Origin of the sequence: Methanocaldococcus fervens AG86 (assembly GCF_000023985.1) — an archaeon.
Taxonomy (GTDB): domain Archaea; phylum AGJL01; class Methanococci; order Methanococcales; family Methanocaldococcaceae; genus Methanocaldococcus; species Methanocaldococcus fervens.
The window spans coordinates 646527-661586 of record NC_013156.1 but is presented as its reverse complement, the minus strand read 5'-3'; the positions used below and the strand labels follow the sequence as shown (position 1 = coordinate 661586).

At 32.2% G+C, this 15060-nt stretch carries 22 protein-coding genes; 13 read left to right on the top strand and 9 right to left on the bottom strand.

What is annotated here, in order from left to right; all coding sequences use genetic code 11:
* Positions 1-14 precede the first annotated feature (14 nt).
* The 3 genes from MEFER_RS03575 (at position 15) to MEFER_RS03565 (ending at position 2600) form a co-directional block, all read left to right on the top strand.
* Positions 15-1217, top strand: coding sequence for a homocitrate synthase family protein (locus MEFER_RS03575; RefSeq protein WP_015791265.1), 1203 nt, complete (start codon positions 15-17; stop codon positions 1215-1217).
* A 46-nt stretch (positions 1218-1263) separates the two neighbouring features.
* Positions 1264-1854: a pyruvate kinase alpha/beta domain-containing protein gene (locus tag MEFER_RS03570; RefSeq protein ID WP_015791264.1), complete on the top strand. Its 591-nt coding sequence runs from the start codon at positions 1264-1266 to the stop codon at positions 1852-1854.
* A 92-nt stretch (positions 1855-1946) separates the two neighbouring features.
* Entirely contained in the window at positions 1947-2600 is a 654-nt protein-coding gene (locus tag MEFER_RS03565; RefSeq protein WP_015791263.1) for a DUF2334 domain-containing protein, read from the top strand.
* A 17-nt stretch (positions 2601-2617) separates the two neighbouring features.
* Here MEFER_RS03565 and hisH read toward each other — a convergent pair whose 3' ends face one another.
* The 9 genes from hisH to MEFER_RS03520 form a co-directional block, all read right to left on the bottom strand.
* The gene (gene hisH, locus MEFER_RS03560) at positions 2618-3208 is read right to left on the bottom strand and encodes an imidazole glycerol phosphate synthase subunit HisH (RefSeq protein WP_015791262.1); all 591 of its coding nucleotides are present in this window, start codon (positions 3206-3208) and stop codon (positions 2618-2620) included.
* A gap of 16 nt (positions 3209-3224) precedes the next feature.
* A complete protein-coding gene (locus MEFER_RS03555; RefSeq protein WP_015791261.1) occupies positions 3225-3767 on the bottom strand; it encodes a TATA-box-binding protein in 543 nt (180 codons plus the stop codon).
* 136 nt (positions 3768-3903) lie between these two features.
* On the bottom strand, positions 3904-4212 hold the full coding sequence (gene rpl12p / locus MEFER_RS03550) for a 50S ribosomal protein P1 (RefSeq protein WP_015791260.1): 309 nt from the start codon (positions 4210-4212) through the stop codon (positions 3904-3906).
* Between the two features lie 140 nt (positions 4213-4352).
* Entirely contained in the window at positions 4353-5369 is a 1017-nt protein-coding gene (locus MEFER_RS03545; protein ID WP_015791259.1) for a 50S ribosomal protein L10, read from the bottom strand.
* A gap of 27 nt (positions 5370-5396) precedes the next feature.
* A complete protein-coding gene (locus tag MEFER_RS03540; protein WP_015791258.1) occupies positions 5397-6056 on the bottom strand; it encodes a 50S ribosomal protein L1 in 660 nt (219 codons plus the stop codon).
* A 250-nt stretch (positions 6057-6306) separates the two neighbouring features.
* The gene (locus MEFER_RS03535) at positions 6307-6606 is read right to left on the bottom strand and encodes a DNA-directed RNA polymerase subunit L (protein WP_015791257.1); all 300 of its coding nucleotides are present in this window, start codon (positions 6604-6606) and stop codon (positions 6307-6309) included.
* Positions 6575-7198 (bottom strand): DUF2067 family protein, encoded by a 624-nt coding sequence (locus MEFER_RS03530; protein WP_015791256.1) that lies wholly within the window; start codon positions 7196-7198, stop codon positions 6575-6577. Before MEFER_RS03530 ends, MEFER_RS03535 begins: the two co-directional genes overlap by 32 nt.
* A gap of 24 nt (positions 7199-7222) precedes the next feature.
* The gene (gene mtnA / locus MEFER_RS03525) at positions 7223-8215 is read right to left on the bottom strand and encodes an S-methyl-5-thioribose-1-phosphate isomerase (protein ID WP_015791255.1); all 993 of its coding nucleotides are present in this window, start codon (positions 8213-8215) and stop codon (positions 7223-7225) included.
* Positions 8216-8225: 10 nt separating this feature from the next.
* A complete protein-coding gene (locus MEFER_RS03520; RefSeq protein ID WP_015791254.1) occupies positions 8226-8795 on the bottom strand; it encodes a DUF1847 domain-containing protein in 570 nt (189 codons plus the stop codon).
* Positions 8796-8950: 155 nt separating this feature from the next.
* Here MEFER_RS03520 and MEFER_RS03515 point away from each other — a divergent pair, with 155 nt between their 5' ends.
* The 10 genes from MEFER_RS03515 to yciH all read left to right on the top strand — a co-directional run bounded on the left by MEFER_RS03515 (position 8951) and on the right by yciH (position 14979).
* Entirely contained in the window at positions 8951-9901 is a 951-nt protein-coding gene (locus MEFER_RS03515; RefSeq protein ID WP_245527796.1) for an SLC13 family permease, read from the top strand.
* A gap of 248 nt (positions 9902-10149) precedes the next feature.
* Positions 10150-10473 (top strand): hypothetical protein, encoded by a 324-nt coding sequence (locus MEFER_RS03510; RefSeq protein ID WP_245527795.1) that lies wholly within the window; start codon positions 10150-10152, stop codon positions 10471-10473.
* 90 nt (positions 10474-10563) lie between these two features.
* Positions 10564-11793, top strand: a complete 1230-nt coding sequence (locus MEFER_RS03505; RefSeq protein WP_015791252.1) for a M20 family metallo-hydrolase — start codon at positions 10564-10566, stop codon at positions 11791-11793.
* A 4-nt stretch (positions 11794-11797) separates the two neighbouring features.
* Positions 11798-12442: a [5-(aminomethyl)furan-3-yl]methyl phosphate kinase gene (gene mfnE / locus MEFER_RS03500; RefSeq protein WP_015791251.1), complete on the top strand. Its 645-nt coding sequence runs from the start codon at positions 11798-11800 to the stop codon at positions 12440-12442.
* Positions 12443-12463: 21 nt separating this feature from the next.
* Positions 12464-12628, top strand: coding sequence for a zinc finger domain-containing protein (locus tag MEFER_RS03495; protein WP_015791250.1), 165 nt, complete (start codon positions 12464-12466; stop codon positions 12626-12628).
* A 112-nt stretch (positions 12629-12740) separates the two neighbouring features.
* A complete protein-coding gene (locus MEFER_RS03490) occupies positions 12741-13010 on the top strand; it encodes an elongation factor 1-beta (RefSeq protein WP_015791249.1) in 270 nt (89 codons plus the stop codon).
* A gap of 218 nt (positions 13011-13228) precedes the next feature.
* Entirely contained in the window at positions 13229-13690 is a 462-nt protein-coding gene (gene rplV, locus MEFER_RS03485; protein ID WP_015791248.1) for a 50S ribosomal protein L22, read from the top strand.
* A gap of 23 nt (positions 13691-13713) precedes the next feature.
* The gene (locus MEFER_RS03480) at positions 13714-14337 is read left to right on the top strand and encodes a 30S ribosomal protein S3 (RefSeq protein ID WP_015791247.1); all 624 of its coding nucleotides are present in this window, start codon (positions 13714-13716) and stop codon (positions 14335-14337) included.
* 11 nt (positions 14338-14348) lie between these two features.
* Positions 14349-14561 carry a 50S ribosomal protein L29 gene (gene rpmC, locus MEFER_RS03475; protein WP_015791246.1) on the top strand — a complete coding sequence of 71 codons (213 nt, stop codon included), beginning with the start codon at positions 14349-14351 and terminating at the stop codon, positions 14559-14561.
* Between the two features lie 109 nt (positions 14562-14670).
* Complete coding sequence (gene yciH / locus MEFER_RS03470) at positions 14671-14979, top strand: stress response translation initiation inhibitor YciH (RefSeq protein ID WP_015791245.1); 309 nt, start codon at positions 14671-14673, stop codon at positions 14977-14979.
* Positions 14980-15060 lie beyond the last annotated feature (81 nt).

Below are 15060 nucleotides of genomic sequence, written 5' to 3'. Positions count from 1 at the left end.
TGCTGGTGGTGTTTATGGACTTTTTGTTTGAGAATAGCTGGAAGGCAGTTTGTCCTTACAATCCAAAGTTGGATTTGAAAGATATCTACATATATGACACAACCTTAAGAGATGGAGAACAAACACCGGGAGTTTGCTTTACAAAAGAACAAAAATTAGAGATAGCGAGAAAGTTGGATGAACTTGGATTAAAGCAGATTGAGGCAGGTTTTCCAATTGTATCTGAGAGAGAGGCGGATATAGTTAAAACAATAGCAAATGAAGGGTTGAATGCTGATATCTTAGCTTTATGTAGAGCTTTAAAGAAAGATATCGATAAGGCAATTGAATGTGATGTAGATGGGATAATTACATTTATTGCAACATCTCCCCTCCATTTAAAATACAAATTTAATGGCAAAAGCTTAGATGATATTTTAAACATGGGAGTTGAAGCTGTTGAGTATGCAAAAGAACATGGGTTGTTTGTTGCTTTCTCTGCCGAAGATGCTACACGAACGCCAATAGAAGATTTAATTAAGGTTCATAAAGCCGCTGAAGAGGCTGGAGCTGATAGAGTTCATATTGCAGATACAACTGGATGTGCTACACCACAAAGCATGGAGTTTATCTGCAGAACGTTAAAAGAGAATTTGAAAAAGGCACATATTGGAGTTCACTGCCACAACGACTTTGGATTTGCAGTTATAAACTCAATATATGGTTTAATTGGAGGAGCTAAAGCAGTTTCTACAACAGTTAATGGAATTGGAGAGAGGGCTGGAAATGCTGCTTTAGAAGAGCTGATTATGGCTTTAACTGTTTTGTATGATGTTGATTTGGGATTAAATTTGGAAGTGCTTCCAGAACTTTGCAGAATGGTTGAGGAGTATTCAGGAATAAAGCTTCCAAAGAACAAACCAATAGTTGGAGAGTTGGTTTTTGCTCACGAGAGTGGAATACATGTGGATGCAGTTATTGAGAATCCATTAACCTATGAGCCATTCCTTCCAGAAAAAATAGGGCTTAAAAGAAACATTTTGTTAGGAAAGCATTCTGGATGTAGGGCTGTTGCCTATAAGTTAAAGCTTATGGGTATTGATTACGATAGAGATACGTTGTGTGAAATCGTTAAGAGAGTTAAGGAAGTTAGAGAAAGTGGTAAATTTATAACTGAGGAAGTGTTTAAGGAGATTGTTGATGAAGTTTTAAGAAAGAGAAATAAAATTAAAGAATAAATAAAAAATAAAAAACTAATAAAAACTAAAAATAAAGGGGGATATGATGAAATTGTTTGAATATCCTGGAGCTCAAAATACTGAAGAGACATTGAAAATAGCTGTAGAGAGGGCTAAAAAAGGAGATATAAAAAGTATAGTTGTTGCATCATCCACAGGAGAGACTGCTAAAAAATTACTTGATTTGTTGGAAAAAGAAGGTTTAAATTTAAATGTTGTTGTTGTCACATACCACCAGGGATTCTATGGAGAGGATATAATTTCAATGGACAAAGAGGTTGAGGAGGAGTTAAAAAAGAGGGGAGCAAAGGTATTTAGGGGAAGTCATGCTTTAAGCGGAGTTGAGAGAGGAATATCAAATAAATTAGGAGGTTATGGACCGGTTCAAGTTATAGCAGAAACTTTGAGAACTTTTGGACAGGGAGTTAAGGTTTGTTATGAAATAACAGTTATGGCATGTGACGCAGGTTTAATAAAGGCAAAAGAAGAGGTTATAGCTATTGGAGGAACTTCAAAAGGAGCTGATACAGCAATGGTCATAAAACCTGCAAACATGAATACCTTCTTTAATATAGAGGCAAGAGAGATTTTATGCATGCCAAGAATAAAAAAGAAAGTGAATGAAGATGAAGAGTAAGTTGAAATATTTTTTGTTTTTTACCATATTTGTAATGTTATTATCTTTTAACTTTTTTTAATTTTAATAATAGCAATAATAATGTTTATAATGTGAAACAAAAGCCAATAATTTTAATTCATGATGTCTCTCCAGTTTATTTTGAAGAATTAAAGAAAATAACAAAAGTTATTGACAAATATCATTATCAAAATATGACATATCTCTTTTTAATTGTTAATCATGCAAATGAACACAATCTAAAAAACTATCCTGAGTTTGTCGATTATCTCCACAAGTTGGAGAGAGAAGGCTATCACATAGAATTCCATGCATACAATCATGTGGGAAACGAGTTTGACTGTAATAAAACCACTGCAAAAGAAAAATTGAATAAATCGTTTGAAATTTTAGAAGAATGTGGATTCAAAACAAAAGATATAGATTATTTTATCCCTCCAAGATACAAAATATCTGAAGATGCTAAAAAGGTATTTTTACAAAAAAATATAACGATAATCTTTAAAAATAAAATGATAACAAATAAAAATGGAAGTGTATCAGATATTGAGATTACAAATAAAGAATATACTTGGTATCTCCAAAAATCATTGGTAAGTTCTGCTAAAAAATCAGTGATAATTGACTACAATCTATCCATAAAAGAAAAAAAGCTGTTTTTTCTTTCAATTCATCCAAAGGCAGTTAATTACGGTGGTGGATTGGAGTTTTTAGATGAATTTTTAAATGAAACGTCAAAAAATTAATGATCCTGGAAGCTAAATTACAGCAATTCAACAAAGTTTTCAATCATCTTTAGTCCAATTTTTCCACTTTTTTCTGGATGAAATTGTGTGGCATAGACATTGCCTTTATTTATAACGCTTGGAAACTCTCTGCCGTATTCTGTTATGCCAACTACACAGTCTTCAGAAGGATTTACATGGTATGAGTGAACAAAGTAAAAGTAGCTATTATCTTTTATCCCTTCAAACAATGGGCAGTCTTTGATTATTTTTACGTTGTTCCATCCCATGTGTGGAAGTTTTTCAACATCCTTAAATTTAACTACATTTCCTTTTATTATTCCTAAACCTTCAATTCCTTTTTTCTCTTCACTTTCTTCAAACAATATTTGCATCCCTAGGCATATCCCTAAGAAAGGAACTTTATCATCAACAATTTTGTATATTGTCCCTTTTAGTTTTGATAGGTTTTCCATTGCACTACCAAAATTCCCCACACCTGGCAGAATTATTTTATCACAAGCTAACAACTCTTCACTGTTGTTTATTATCACTGCCTTATCATAAAGTTCTACAGCCTTTTGGATACTTCTTAAATTCCCTGCGTTATAATCAATGATACCAATCATTTTTATCCCTAAAAATTTAAAGTTCTTGAACTTCTCTTATTGTGTCTAAAATCTTCTTTAATGCTCTTTTTGCATCCTCTTCGCTCTTTAAACCAGTAATAACAACTTTACCACTGCCAAAAATTAAAACAACAACCTTTGGATCATCCAATCTATAAACAAGCCCTGGAAACTGTTCTGGTTCATATTCAGTTCCTTCAACCATCAGCGCAATGTCATCCAAGTTTGGTTCAATTCCTAAATCTGCTGTTGCGACCATATTTTGGATTTTGATCTCAGGATTTTCAATGACATCAATTCCAGCATCTTTTAATTCTTTTATAATCTTTTTAATTGCTATTTCAGCCTCTTCTTTACTCTTAGCTCCTGTACAATTTACCTTACCACTTCTAAATATTAATAAAGCGACTTTTGGAACTGATAATCTGCAAACCAACCCAGGAAATTGTTCTGGCTCATATTCTGCATTTTCTAAAATCATAGCAACCTCTTCTAAATCAATATTATCTCCGATTTTTGTTGAGACAACAACATTAACAATCTTAATTTCAGGTTCCATGATTTCACCTTTTTGGCATATAACTCAAATAATATAAAAACTCCCCTATATAAATACCTTATATATTAATCAGGTATAAAAGTTATATATCCAAATTAACAAATATAATGTTCAAAAATAAAAAAGAATAAAGAATTTATCCGAATAAAGCTGCCAATCCTGCAACTGCAGCTGTATCTTCTTCTTTTTTCTCTTCTTTCTTCTCTTCTTCTTTCTTCTCTTCAGCAGCAGCTGCTGGAGCTGCAGCAGCTGGAGCAGCTGCAACTGGCATTGCAGCGTTTGCGATAGCTTCTTCGATGTCGACTCCTTCTAATCCAGCAACTAATGCTTTAACTCTTGCCTCATCAACTTCTATTCCTGCTGCTGATAAAACTGCTTTAACAGCGTCTTCTGTAATCTCTTTTCCTGCACTGTGTAATAATAAAGCTGCGTATATGTATTCCATAACCTACACCTCCAATTTTCTATTTTTAGTTTTATGATATATTTGTGTTTATTTATTTTGCCTTTGTTTCATCATTCAACAATAATAATTGAAATAGATTTGCAATTCACTATTTATAATTAGTTATTTATATTTTTCGGTTAGAACAATAGAGCTAATCCAGCAGCTCCTGTATCTTCTTCTTTCTTCTCTTCCTCTTTTTTCTCTTCTTCTTTCTTCTCCTCAACAGCTGGAGCAGCTGAGGCCTCTACTGATGATACTTTAGCTTTAACATCCTCATCTAAAGCTTCGTCAGGCAATTTTGAAGCTAATGCTAATGCTTGAGCCTGAGCTTTTGCTAATATATCTCCAGCAGTTTCTTTTGTTATGAATGCTGTTTCTACTGATAAAGCTCTTGCCTCTACGAATGCCTTCTGTATCAAGAATGGCAATACGTCTTTTGCTGGGTATGCTGTGTTGAATGCCAAGTTAAATGCTTTTTGATATGCTGATTGAATGTCTGCTAATAATTTATCTTCATCAATTTTTAAGACATCAGGTGTGTAGATAATACCATCTTCATAAACAGCTAAAACGTTTAAACCAACTTTTATTGGTTTGATTCCTAATCTATCCAATACAGCAGCTAATTTTGGTGAAACAACTTCTCCTTTTTTAACAACAACTTTATCTTCTTTAATTGCAATTTTACCTTTTTCTATAGCTGCTGGAATACCAACACTTTTAAGCTCTCCTAAGAAAGGTCCTGGAGGCATTCCAGTTGAACCTTTCTCAACTTTAATATCGCAAGGAGCTATTTGTCCTCCTCTTACAGGGGCAGGACTTTTGTTTTCCTCTAACATCTTGTATAACTTGAATGGGTTCATGTCTGTAACTAATATAGCTGCCCCTCTCTCAACGTAGTTTGCTAACTCAGCTAATTTTGGGTCGTTCAATTCTTCTGCAGCTTCTTTTAAAGCTCTTATAATTAATGTGTTTCTTGACATTCTTAATGTAACTTTGTCCCTAATTTTGTCCCTAATTTCCTGCAATTGAGGGGCAGGAACATCCATCATATCTACAATAGCTACTACAGGCTTACTTTTAATAAGCCCCTTCAGTGTTTTAACTTCCTCAATCTTCCATGGGGCTACGTGAGCTTTTACTTTTGTTTCCATTTCTATCCCCTTCACTTATTATTTAGTTTATCTTTTCTTTTCCTTCTCTTTTTTAACTTTTACAGCTGGACCCATGGTTAATTTAACATAAGCATCTTTCAAGTGGTAGAGACCTTTTTCATACTTCTTAGCTACAACGTTTAAAACTGCCTCTATGTTATCAACTATCTGTTCATCAGTCATCTTTTCATTTCCAACTAATACTTGGAAGTATGGCTTGTCCCTTGTGTTTATAACAACAGTCTTTTTTAACCTCTCCACTAATGGAGCTATGTTTGCGTTAGCTGGGACTGGTTTTGGCATCTTACCTCTTGGACCTAAGATGACCCCCATATATCTACCAATTAATGGCATTAAGTCAGCTTGAGCTATAAAGAAGTCATGAGCGTTAGCTATTTTTCTTAATTTTCTTTTATCTTTACCCAATTCTTCAATTTCTTCTTTTCTAATAACTGTTAATCCTAAATCTTCTGCCTGTTTAGCTAAATCACCAGTTCCAATAACAGCTATTTTAGCTTCTTTCCCTCTTCCATGAGGAAGCACTACCTCTGCTTTAATTCTGTTCTCTGGCTTCCTCATGTCAATCTCTTTGAGGGTTGCTATAAATTCAAATGACTGTGTGAAGTTCCTCGGCTTCGCGAGTTCGCGAGCCTCCTTCACCGCTTGCAACAGTGCTTCTCTGTCCATACTCATCCTCCTTTATTTTTTATAATCTAAATTAAAAAGCATCCATATTATATGGTATCTAATATAAATATTTTACACCAAAACTGAAAAAAGCCAGATTTATTTTTCAATAGTTAAAAATTTTATTGAAATTTTATATTGCTAAGATATCCAATACCATATATAAAATTTTCGGTTATTAATTTCAGGAACTTTGGGTTCGGTATTTTCAATTATACTAAAATGTTTGTTATAGAAAATGATTAATGGATTATTTATTTTTCTTCAATTCATCTAATAAAGTGTTGCACATTTCAATAATATCCCTCAACCCCTCTTTTAAAACCTCTAAAGGATCTGTTCCTTCTTCAGTTATTACTGTTATTTTTGGGTTTGATATGTATCTTCCAGTTTCTGGGTGTAATAAAGGATGGTCTATTGAATATGAAGCCATCTTCACTCCTTCTTTTGTTAATAGAATATCTTTCAATAAATTTGGAAGTGAATGGTCTTCATTAATTAACTCAACTTCTATTAAGTTATCTTTCCTCTCCAATATCTTTATCTCCATTTTCTCCCTCCAATAAAACTTTTTTAGCTAAGTTTATATCTTTGTTTAATACGATTTTTCCTTCTTCTTCTCTAAAGAATCCTTTTTCTAAAGCTTCTTCAATAACTTCATCAACTGGTTTTTTCGTTATGTAAGAAACTAAAACCACTAAGTTTTTAACAGGTTTTGAACCGAGATTTGAAAATCTCAACTCTTGATACAATTCATGAAGCTCTTTTAATATTTCATTGAATTTATTAATATCCACATCTGTTTTTATAGCATTTTCATCCTCTAGGTATATAACTTTATATCCCAAGGTTTTTAATGCATCAATAACCAAGTTTTTATTAACTGGGTATTTAAGCTCCGATAATGAGTATTCATACAATCCTTCTTTATCTTTCCTATACTTCCTTCTAACTTTATCCATTAAGTTCATAACCGCCCTATAATTTTCGTTTAATGAGTCTTTATCATAACCAAATACATATATCTTTATATGGTCTCCTTTTGATTCTATCGTGCAGTCAATGTTCATCCTTGATAATCTCTCACAAAGCTCTAAAAGTTCTTCATCGCAACTAACCTTTGAAGAAATAATCTTTCTCATAATATCACCAAAATAATAAATGAATTATTTGCTAAAAAGCTTTAGTATATCATCTTTATTTGGTTTTACAATTCCCTTTTCAGTTATAATTGCTGTTATTAATTCAGGCGGTGTTTTGTCAAATGCATAGTTGTAGCAGCCAACGTTCTCTGGCACTATTCTAACACCATCTATATAAGCTACTTCCTTTTCATCCCTTTCCTCTATAATAACATCCTCTTCCTTACTTTTTAAGTCAAAGGTTGATAATGGAGCGGCAACATAAAATGGAATTCCATGGTATTTAGCTAAAACTGCTAAGCTGTAAGTTCCAATTTTATTATAGACGGTTCCATCTGCTAAAATCCTATCTGCTCCAACAATAATTTTGTCAATCTCGCCTTTCTGCATCAAAAATCCAGCAGTATTATCTGTTATAACCTTAACAGGAATACCCTCGTAACTCAACTCAAAGGCTGTTAATTTAGCCCCTTGTAATCTTGGTCTTGTCTCATCAGCTATAACTTTAATCTTTTTGCCATTGTAGAACGCAAACCTAATAACGCTCAAAGCTGTTCCATAGGCAGAGGTTGCCAAAGCTCCAGCGTTGCAATGAGTTAGTATAGTGTCTCCATCTTCAATAAGCTTTTCTCCGATCATTCCAATTTTTTTACATGTCTCTACATCTTCATTATGAATTTCTTTTGCCTCCTCTAATATTGATTTTCCATTTTTATAAGCTTCTAAACATCTATCCAATGCCCAGAATAGATTGACAGCTGTAGGTCGTGTATTTTTTAAAACTTCATAGGCTTTATAAATATCATCTCCCCTAATTTCAGCTAAAGCCAATCCATAAGCTGCAGAAACTCCAATGGCTGGAGCTCCTCTGACAACCATGTCCTTTATTGCAAATGCAACATCCTCATAAGTTTTGCAAATAAAATATTCCAATTTGTTTGGCAACTTCCTCTGATCAATTAAAATTAACTCTTTCTTATCATCATCCCATATTATTGGTCTTAAATCTTTTGCCATCATCTTCCCTCTAACAGTTTTTTAAATAGTATTTGCTATAAATTGCTCCAGCTGTGTTGTGGGCTAAAACTCTATCTTTAACGATAAACGTGGTTGTTGGAGCTTTTGAATATTTTTGAAATAGTATATCATGCCCAATGCATAAGCCAACAATAATATTTAAATCAGTTCTAATCTCATTTAAAATTTCCGCCTGTCCAATAGGATTACACATAGCCTCTTTTTCTCCTTCATGAATTTTCTTTAGTTCAAAAACATCTTTGTCAATACCGCAAACTTTGCAGCAGACAGAATAAACTTCAAAATATTTTGATAAGATATTATCCAATATTTTCGCCTCATTTTCTAAACCAATGCAAAAGGCAATGCCAATTTTTTTATAATCCATAAGTTTGCAGAACTCTATAATCTCCTCCAATCTCGTCTTTCTCATATAATATGCTCCTTCAATATATGATGAAACCTTAGCAATCTTTAAATTTTCTTCTTTTTTATATTCATCCATAATTTTTTCTTTTATATCTTCTCTGCAGTTTTTTCCTACATAGCAAAGTTTTTTAATACATTTGGAGCATTTCATTATCAACACCAAATGGTTGATTTCCCAAGTTTTCTTAAAAGGCTGTGGTTGATGAATATGAGGGTTGATACATTCATATTTTTAATTTTTATATTTGTTGGTATTTTGATGTTGATGTTTGTGGTTAGCCCATCTGACGCTATTAATGTAGTGGAGTGGAAAACTATACTACTTTGTTTTATTTAATGGTTATTGTAAATGTCTTAAGAGATTTGAAGTTTTTAGATTACGTCTCTTTAAAAATCTTAAAATATTCAAAAAGAACATTTATCACTTTAATAGCTTTAACTTTTATTTTATCAATGTTGATAACAAATGACGTTGCCCTATTCGTTATAGTTCCTCTTACATTAATATTATTTAGGTATATAGGGGCTGATAAAAAAGACCTTGAAAAGCTTATAATCTTTGAAGGGATATCTGCAAATATTGGAAGTGCCATGACACCAATTGGCAATCCTCAAAATCTATTTTTGTTTCATTTTTATGATATTGGAGTGGTAGATTTTATAATCAATATGATTCCATTTGAAATTTTAGGGATTTTGGTTATTTTTCCGTTTTTAGAATTTAAAAAATATGATGCTAAGATAAACACAAATATTGAGTTTAAAAAGGAATGGATATTTTATATATTAACCTTTATTTTAGTTTTGTTATGCATTTTTGGATTTTTGAATTTCATATGGCTTTTTCCATTAATATTGGCTATTTTGATTTATAGGAAAGTTAAAGTAGATTATCTATTTTTATTAACTTTTGTCTTTCTTTTTATTGACATTGAAGGATTTAAAAGGATTGGAATTGCTGATATCTTTTTAATAAAATGTGACGATATTATGTTAATGATTTACTCTTCTCTGCTCTCTCAAATAATTTCCAATGTGCCAGCGACTATACTACTCTCAAACCTCTATGAAAATTGGCTACCAATAGCCTATGGAGTAAATGCTGGCGGTAATGGGAGTTTGATAGCTTCATTCGCCAATTTGATAACACTGAGATTATCTGATAAAAAAGTGAGTGTAGTAAGGTTTTTATTGATTGGAATGACAATATACATAATGCACCTAACTGCTTTAGCTACATACCTTTTCTTAATTTAATGTAAGATTAAAAGAGAGAGGACATACAAATAAAATTTGGAAAAAATAAAAAGAGATTAATGAGCTAAATTAGTTTTTTGGGTTTTTTGGTTTTCTTGGAGCTACCATGGGCTTCACCCCCTACAACTTTTACAACTAATACGGCTACTTAATTTGGTATATATACCAATATTCAACAAAAACCCACCACTTTTTTGAATAAAGCATTTAAACTTATTATGCATGCTAGTAAATTTTTGGATGAAATTATGCCAAAAAAGCTTCATAATAAGCTGGAATTAATGAAAGAAGTTATAGAACTTGGAGTTAAAGGGGAGGAGATTACAGTCTATAACATCATCAGAAAAATCAATCAAAAGATGAAGCACAATAAATTATCTGTGAAACATTACGTTGGGGAGCAAACGATAAGTGATATAATTAAAGAGCTTGAAAAAATTGGATGTTTAAAATTAAAATCTAAAGAAATGACAAAAATTGGAAAGGAAAAGAAAATTTATGAATTAACAGATGAGGCAGTAAAAATTCTTAAAATTTATGAAAAACATTATCAAACAATACATAAAAGTTAAAATATTGAACGAGCTAAATGATGAAGAAGATGTAGAAGGGATATTAAAAATTCTATCAAATTGTATAAAACATAAACTGAGATGATGAATATGCTGATAGAGGAAGCTATAAAGTTGGAGAAAGATTTAATAAAAATAAATTCAGTAAATCCTTCATTTGGAGGAAAAGGAGAAAAAGAAAAGGCAGAATATGTTAAGAGAAAGTTAATTGAGTATGTTGATAAATACAATATAAAAAATTACACTCTAAAAGAATACAACACTATAGACAAATATGGCATTGAAAGACCAAACATTGTATTTAAAATAGATTTTAAAAAAGACAGAACATTACATATTATTTCTCATTTGGACACTGTTCCAGAAGGGGATATCAGCTTATGGGAAACAAATCCTTATGAGCCTGTTGTTAAGGATGGGAAAATCTATGGAAGAGGGACTGAAGATAACCACAAAGGGATAGTTTCCTCCCTACTTTTACTAAAGATGATTTTTGAAAACAACATTGAACCAAAATACAATTTATCATTAATTTTTGTGTCTGATGAAGAAGATGGAAGTGAGTATGGTTTAAAGTATTTGTTAAATTTTGAGGATGAGATATTTAAGAAGGATGATTTGATTATAGTTCCAGACTTTGGAACACCTACTGGTGAATACATAGAGATTGGAGAGAAGGGTATTTTATGGATAAAATTCAACATTAAAGGGAGGCAGTGTCATGGAAGCACACCAGAAAATGGGCTGAATGCCAATATAGTAGCTTTTAACTTTGTAAATGAGCTTTACAATAATTTATATGAGCGATTTAATGAAATTAATCCAATATTTCTGCCAGAGTATTCAACCTTTGAACCAACAATATTAAAAAATAAGGTTGAAAACCCAAATACAATTCCGGGATATGTTGAGGTTGTTTTTGACTGCAGAGTTTTGCCAACTTATACAATAGATGAAATTTTAAAGTTTATAGATGATTTTATAAAAAACTTTGACTTTAAAAAATATATAAAGCATTATAACAGATCAGTAAAGGTAGAGATAACTTACGATATATTAAAATCTGAAAATCCAAATTATAGCAGTGAAAACTCTGAAGTTGTTAAAGAGTTAAAAAAAGCAATAAAAAAGGTTTTAAATAGAGAGGCAAAGCTCTGCGGTATGGGTGGGGGAACTGTTGCGGCATTTTTGAGATGTAAGGGATATGATGTAGCGGTTTGGGGTATTGGAGAAGAAACAGCCCACCAACCTAATGAACATATTAAAGTAGAAGATTTAGTTAAGATGGCTGAAGTGTTTTATGAAATTTTGAAACAGTGAGAATATGCATCCAATAAAAATTGGCGGTTCTTTAACTTATGAAGCAGAGCCATTATTAAAGGCATTAAAAGATTATGCAAATGAAAAGAATAAAGAAATAGTTATCATTCCAGGAGGAGGAGAATTTGCAAATGTTGTTAGGAAGATAGATAAAACTCTAAATATCTCAAATTCTCTATCCCATAAATTGGCAATAAAATGTATGGATTTGATTGGAGAGGTTTATGCTGAACTTGGAAATATAAAAGCTTATGATACATTATTTGATTTAAAAAAAGAGATAAAAAATGAAAAAATTGCTATATTACTGCCTTCAAAACTTCTCCTCTCAACAGATATTGCCGAGCATTCTTGGGCTATTACATCAGATTCATTAAGTTTATATATTGGTAGGTTATTAGATGTTAGGGAAATTATAATAGCAACTGATGTTGATGGCATATATGACAAATTCCCAGAAGGGAAACTATTAAATATCATTAATGCAAATGACATTAAAGGTTTAACATCTGTAGATGAGACATTTCCAATTCTTTTAAAAAAATTTAAAATGAACGCTTATGTTGTTAATGGTAAATATCCTGAGAGAGTTATAGACATTTTAGAAGGAAAACACACACTATGCACAAAAATCATTGGAAAAGAATAGATAAAAAATTAGGTGAGAAAGATGAAATACGTTTGCACAAGCTGCAACGCTGAGATTGCTCCAAGAGAAAAAGCAACAAGATTCCTATGTCCAAACTGTGGAGAGGTAGAGATTGTAAGATGCGAAAGATGCAGAAAATTAAACAACCTATACAAATGTCCAAAGTGTGGATTCGAAGGACCATAATTAGGTAGAATAGCGTTAGTAATATTGGGTATACCAATAGGGCGAAGCCCTATGGGTGTGATTCGATGGACTATAAAGTGGCTATAGGTTAATTAATAATTGAGGTGGAATAATGGCTGCTGTATTAGCAAAAATAAAAATCATGCCTAAAAGTCCAGAAGTCAATAAAGAAGAATTAAAAGGAAAAGTTAAAGAAGTTTTAGAAAATCAGGATGTTGATATAAGAGGTTTGTTTGATGAACCATTAGCATTTGGCTTATATGCTGTATATGCAGTTATTGAAATGGAAGAAAGAGAAGGAGGAACTGAGCCAATAGAAAATGCTTTGGCAGAAATTGAAGATGTTGAGAGTGTAGAAACAGTAGAAGTCTCATTAGCATAAATTTAATACTTTTTTAAATAATTGGGATGAAAATTGTTTTTGTTTTACCGTTTCCTATTTATTCGTAAATTATATATAACACTTTAAAAATTCTATATTCTTACATTCTAAAATCTCGACCGTTGCTGATACTATTAATTAAATTATATAAACACCACAAACAGAAAATAACACTTGAGATTAACGCAGTTTATTATGATTATTTAAAGGTGATAATAATGGCCAAATTAAAATACAAAATACAAGTCAATCCTGAAAAAACCGCAAAGGCTATGGGAAGGAACATTCCAATATCAAGAAAACATGCAAGAGAGATATGTAAATCAATAAATGGAATGAAATTAGATGAAGCTATAAAGTTTTTAGAAGATGTAATTGCAATGAGAAGACCTGTATTATTCAGAAGACATTGCAAGAAAGTAGGGCACAGAAAAGGTAAACTCGGCTGGCCTGCTGGTAGATACCCAGTTAAAGCAGCTAAGGCAATCTTAAAGATATTAAACTACGCAAAAGCAAATGCTGAATACAAAGGTTTAAACACTGAGAAGTTGAGAATAAAGCACATCTCAACAAACAAAGGAATAACAATCAAAAGATACATGCCAAGAGCATTTGGTAGAGCTACACCTAAGTTCCAAGAGACAGTCCACATACAAGTTATCTTAGAAGAATACCACTAAAATAAAGATAAAGGTGGAGATCCATGATAGAAAGAACATTTGTTAAAGAAAATACCACAAAATTGTTAATCGATGAGTACTTCAAGAAGGAGTTGAGTAGAGCAGGATACAGCCACTGCGATATAAGAAAAACACCTATAGGAACAAAAATCACAATATATGCTGAAAAACCTGGTTTCGTCATAGGTAGAAGAGGTAGCAGAATCAGAGAATTAACAAAAACATTGGCTGAAGAATTTGGTGTTGAAAAACCACAAATTGATGTTAAGCCAGTAGAGAATCCAGATTTAGATGCTCAAGTTGTTGCACAAAAAGTTGCACAGTCATTAGAGAGAGGATTGCACTTTAGAAGAGTTGGACACACTGCTGTAAGAAGAGTTATGAACGCTGGAGCTAAGGGGGTTATAGTCATCATCTCAGGTAAATTAACCGGAGAGAGAGCAAGAACAGAAAAGTTCATGGCTGGATACATGAAACACTGTGGAGAACCTGCTGAAGAACTTGTTGATAAAGGAAGAGCAATTGCAAAAACAAAGCCAGGAGTTATAGGAGTTACAGTAAAAATCATGAGACCAGATGTCTTATTGCCAGACGAAATTATAATTAAAGATGAAGAAGTTAAACATGTAGTTGAAGAGGAACAATAAGGTGAGATATTATGGCTATATTAAGAGCAAGTGAGTTAAGAGAAATGTCAATAGATGAATTAAAAGAAAAACTCGTAGAATTAAAAAGAGAATTGTTAAAAGAGAGAGCAAGTAAGGCAGTTGCTGGTGCTCCTTCAAATCCAGGAAGAATGAGAGAAATTAGAAGAACAATAGCAAGAATATTAACAATAATGAATGAAAAGAAAAGAATGGCTTCACAATAAATTGACAGAAATCAACCAAAACATTAAAGGAAAAATTTAAATACCCTACCTAAACATTATTTACATATAATCAATTACTTAAATGCACATAAAATACAGAGGTGCAGTGATGCCAGAAATTTGTCCAAGATGTGGATTACCAAAAGAACTATGTGTTTGTGAGGAAATAGCTAAAGAAGAACAAAAGATAAAAATATATGTTACAAAAAGAAGATTTGGTAAATTAATGACAATAGTTGAAGGATTTGATACAAGCGTTATTGACTTAAAAGAGCTTGCCAAAAAATTAAAGGATATCTGTGCTTGTGGAGGGACTGTTAAGGGAGATGCTATTGAACTTCAGGGAGACCATAGAAAAAAGGTTGCTGAAGAACTCGTTAAAATGGGCTTCTCAAGAGATTCAATTGAAGTTAGATAATTTAATTTAATTATTATTTTTGAAATTTTGGAAATAAAAAGGGGACGCGGATGCCGAAACGGCACACCCCGTCCCCGTAAA

What these genes read in the sequence shown, in the direction of transcription:
- MEFER_RS03575 (WP_015791265.1), top strand. Translation starts at nt 15, where the DNA reads ATGGACTTTTTGTTTGAGAATAGCTGGAAGGCAGTTTGTCCTTACAAT.
- MEFER_RS03570 (WP_015791264.1), top strand. Translation starts at nt 1,264, where the DNA reads ATGAAATTGTTTGAATATCCTGGAGCTCAAAATACTGAAGAGACATTG.
- hisH (WP_015791262.1), bottom strand. Translation starts at nt 3,208, where the DNA reads ATGATTGGTATCATTGATTATAACGCAGGGAATTTAAGAAGTATCCAA.
- MEFER_RS03555 (WP_015791261.1), bottom strand. Translation starts at nt 3,767, where the DNA reads ATGGAACCTGAAATTAAGATTGTTAATGTTGTTGTCTCAACAAAAATC.
- rpl12p (WP_015791260.1), bottom strand. Translation starts at nt 4,212, where the DNA reads ATGGAATACATATACGCAGCTTTATTATTACACAGTGCAGGAAAAGAG.
- MEFER_RS03545 (WP_015791259.1), bottom strand. Translation starts at nt 5,369, where the DNA reads ATGGAAACAAAAGTAAAAGCTCACGTAGCCCCATGGAAGATTGAGGAA.
- MEFER_RS03540 (WP_015791258.1), bottom strand. Translation starts at nt 6,056, where the DNA reads ATGGACAGAGAAGCACTGTTGCAAGCGGTGAAGGAGGCTCGCGAACTC.
- MEFER_RS03535 (WP_015791257.1), bottom strand. Translation starts at nt 6,606, where the DNA reads ATGGAGATAAAGATATTGGAGAGGAAAGATAACTTAATAGAAGTTGAG.
- MEFER_RS03530 (WP_015791256.1), bottom strand. Translation starts at nt 7,198, where the DNA reads ATGAGAAAGATTATTTCTTCAAAGGTTAGTTGCGATGAAGAACTTTTA.
- mtnA (WP_015791255.1), bottom strand. Translation starts at nt 8,215, where the DNA reads ATGGCAAAAGATTTAAGACCAATAATATGGGATGATGATAAGAAAGAG.
- MEFER_RS03520 (WP_015791254.1), bottom strand. Translation starts at nt 8,795, where the DNA reads ATGAAATGCTCCAAATGTATTAAAAAACTTTGCTATGTAGGAAAAAAC.
- MEFER_RS03510 (WP_245527795.1), top strand. Translation starts at nt 10,150, where the DNA reads ATGCCAAAAAAGCTTCATAATAAGCTGGAATTAATGAAAGAAGTTATA.
- MEFER_RS03505 (WP_015791252.1), top strand. Translation starts at nt 10,564, where the DNA reads ATGCTGATAGAGGAAGCTATAAAGTTGGAGAAAGATTTAATAAAAATA.
- mfnE (WP_015791251.1), top strand. Translation starts at nt 11,798, where the DNA reads ATGCATCCAATAAAAATTGGCGGTTCTTTAACTTATGAAGCAGAGCCA.
- MEFER_RS03495 (WP_015791250.1), top strand. Translation starts at nt 12,464, where the DNA reads ATGAAATACGTTTGCACAAGCTGCAACGCTGAGATTGCTCCAAGAGAA.
- MEFER_RS03490 (WP_015791249.1), top strand. Translation starts at nt 12,741, where the DNA reads ATGGCTGCTGTATTAGCAAAAATAAAAATCATGCCTAAAAGTCCAGAA.
- rplV (WP_015791248.1), top strand. Translation starts at nt 13,229, where the DNA reads ATGGCCAAATTAAAATACAAAATACAAGTCAATCCTGAAAAAACCGCA.
- MEFER_RS03480 (WP_015791247.1), top strand. Translation starts at nt 13,714, where the DNA reads ATGATAGAAAGAACATTTGTTAAAGAAAATACCACAAAATTGTTAATC.
- rpmC (WP_015791246.1), top strand. Translation starts at nt 14,349, where the DNA reads ATGGCTATATTAAGAGCAAGTGAGTTAAGAGAAATGTCAATAGATGAA.
- yciH (WP_015791245.1), top strand. Translation starts at nt 14,671, where the DNA reads ATGCCAGAAATTTGTCCAAGATGTGGATTACCAAAAGAACTATGTGTT.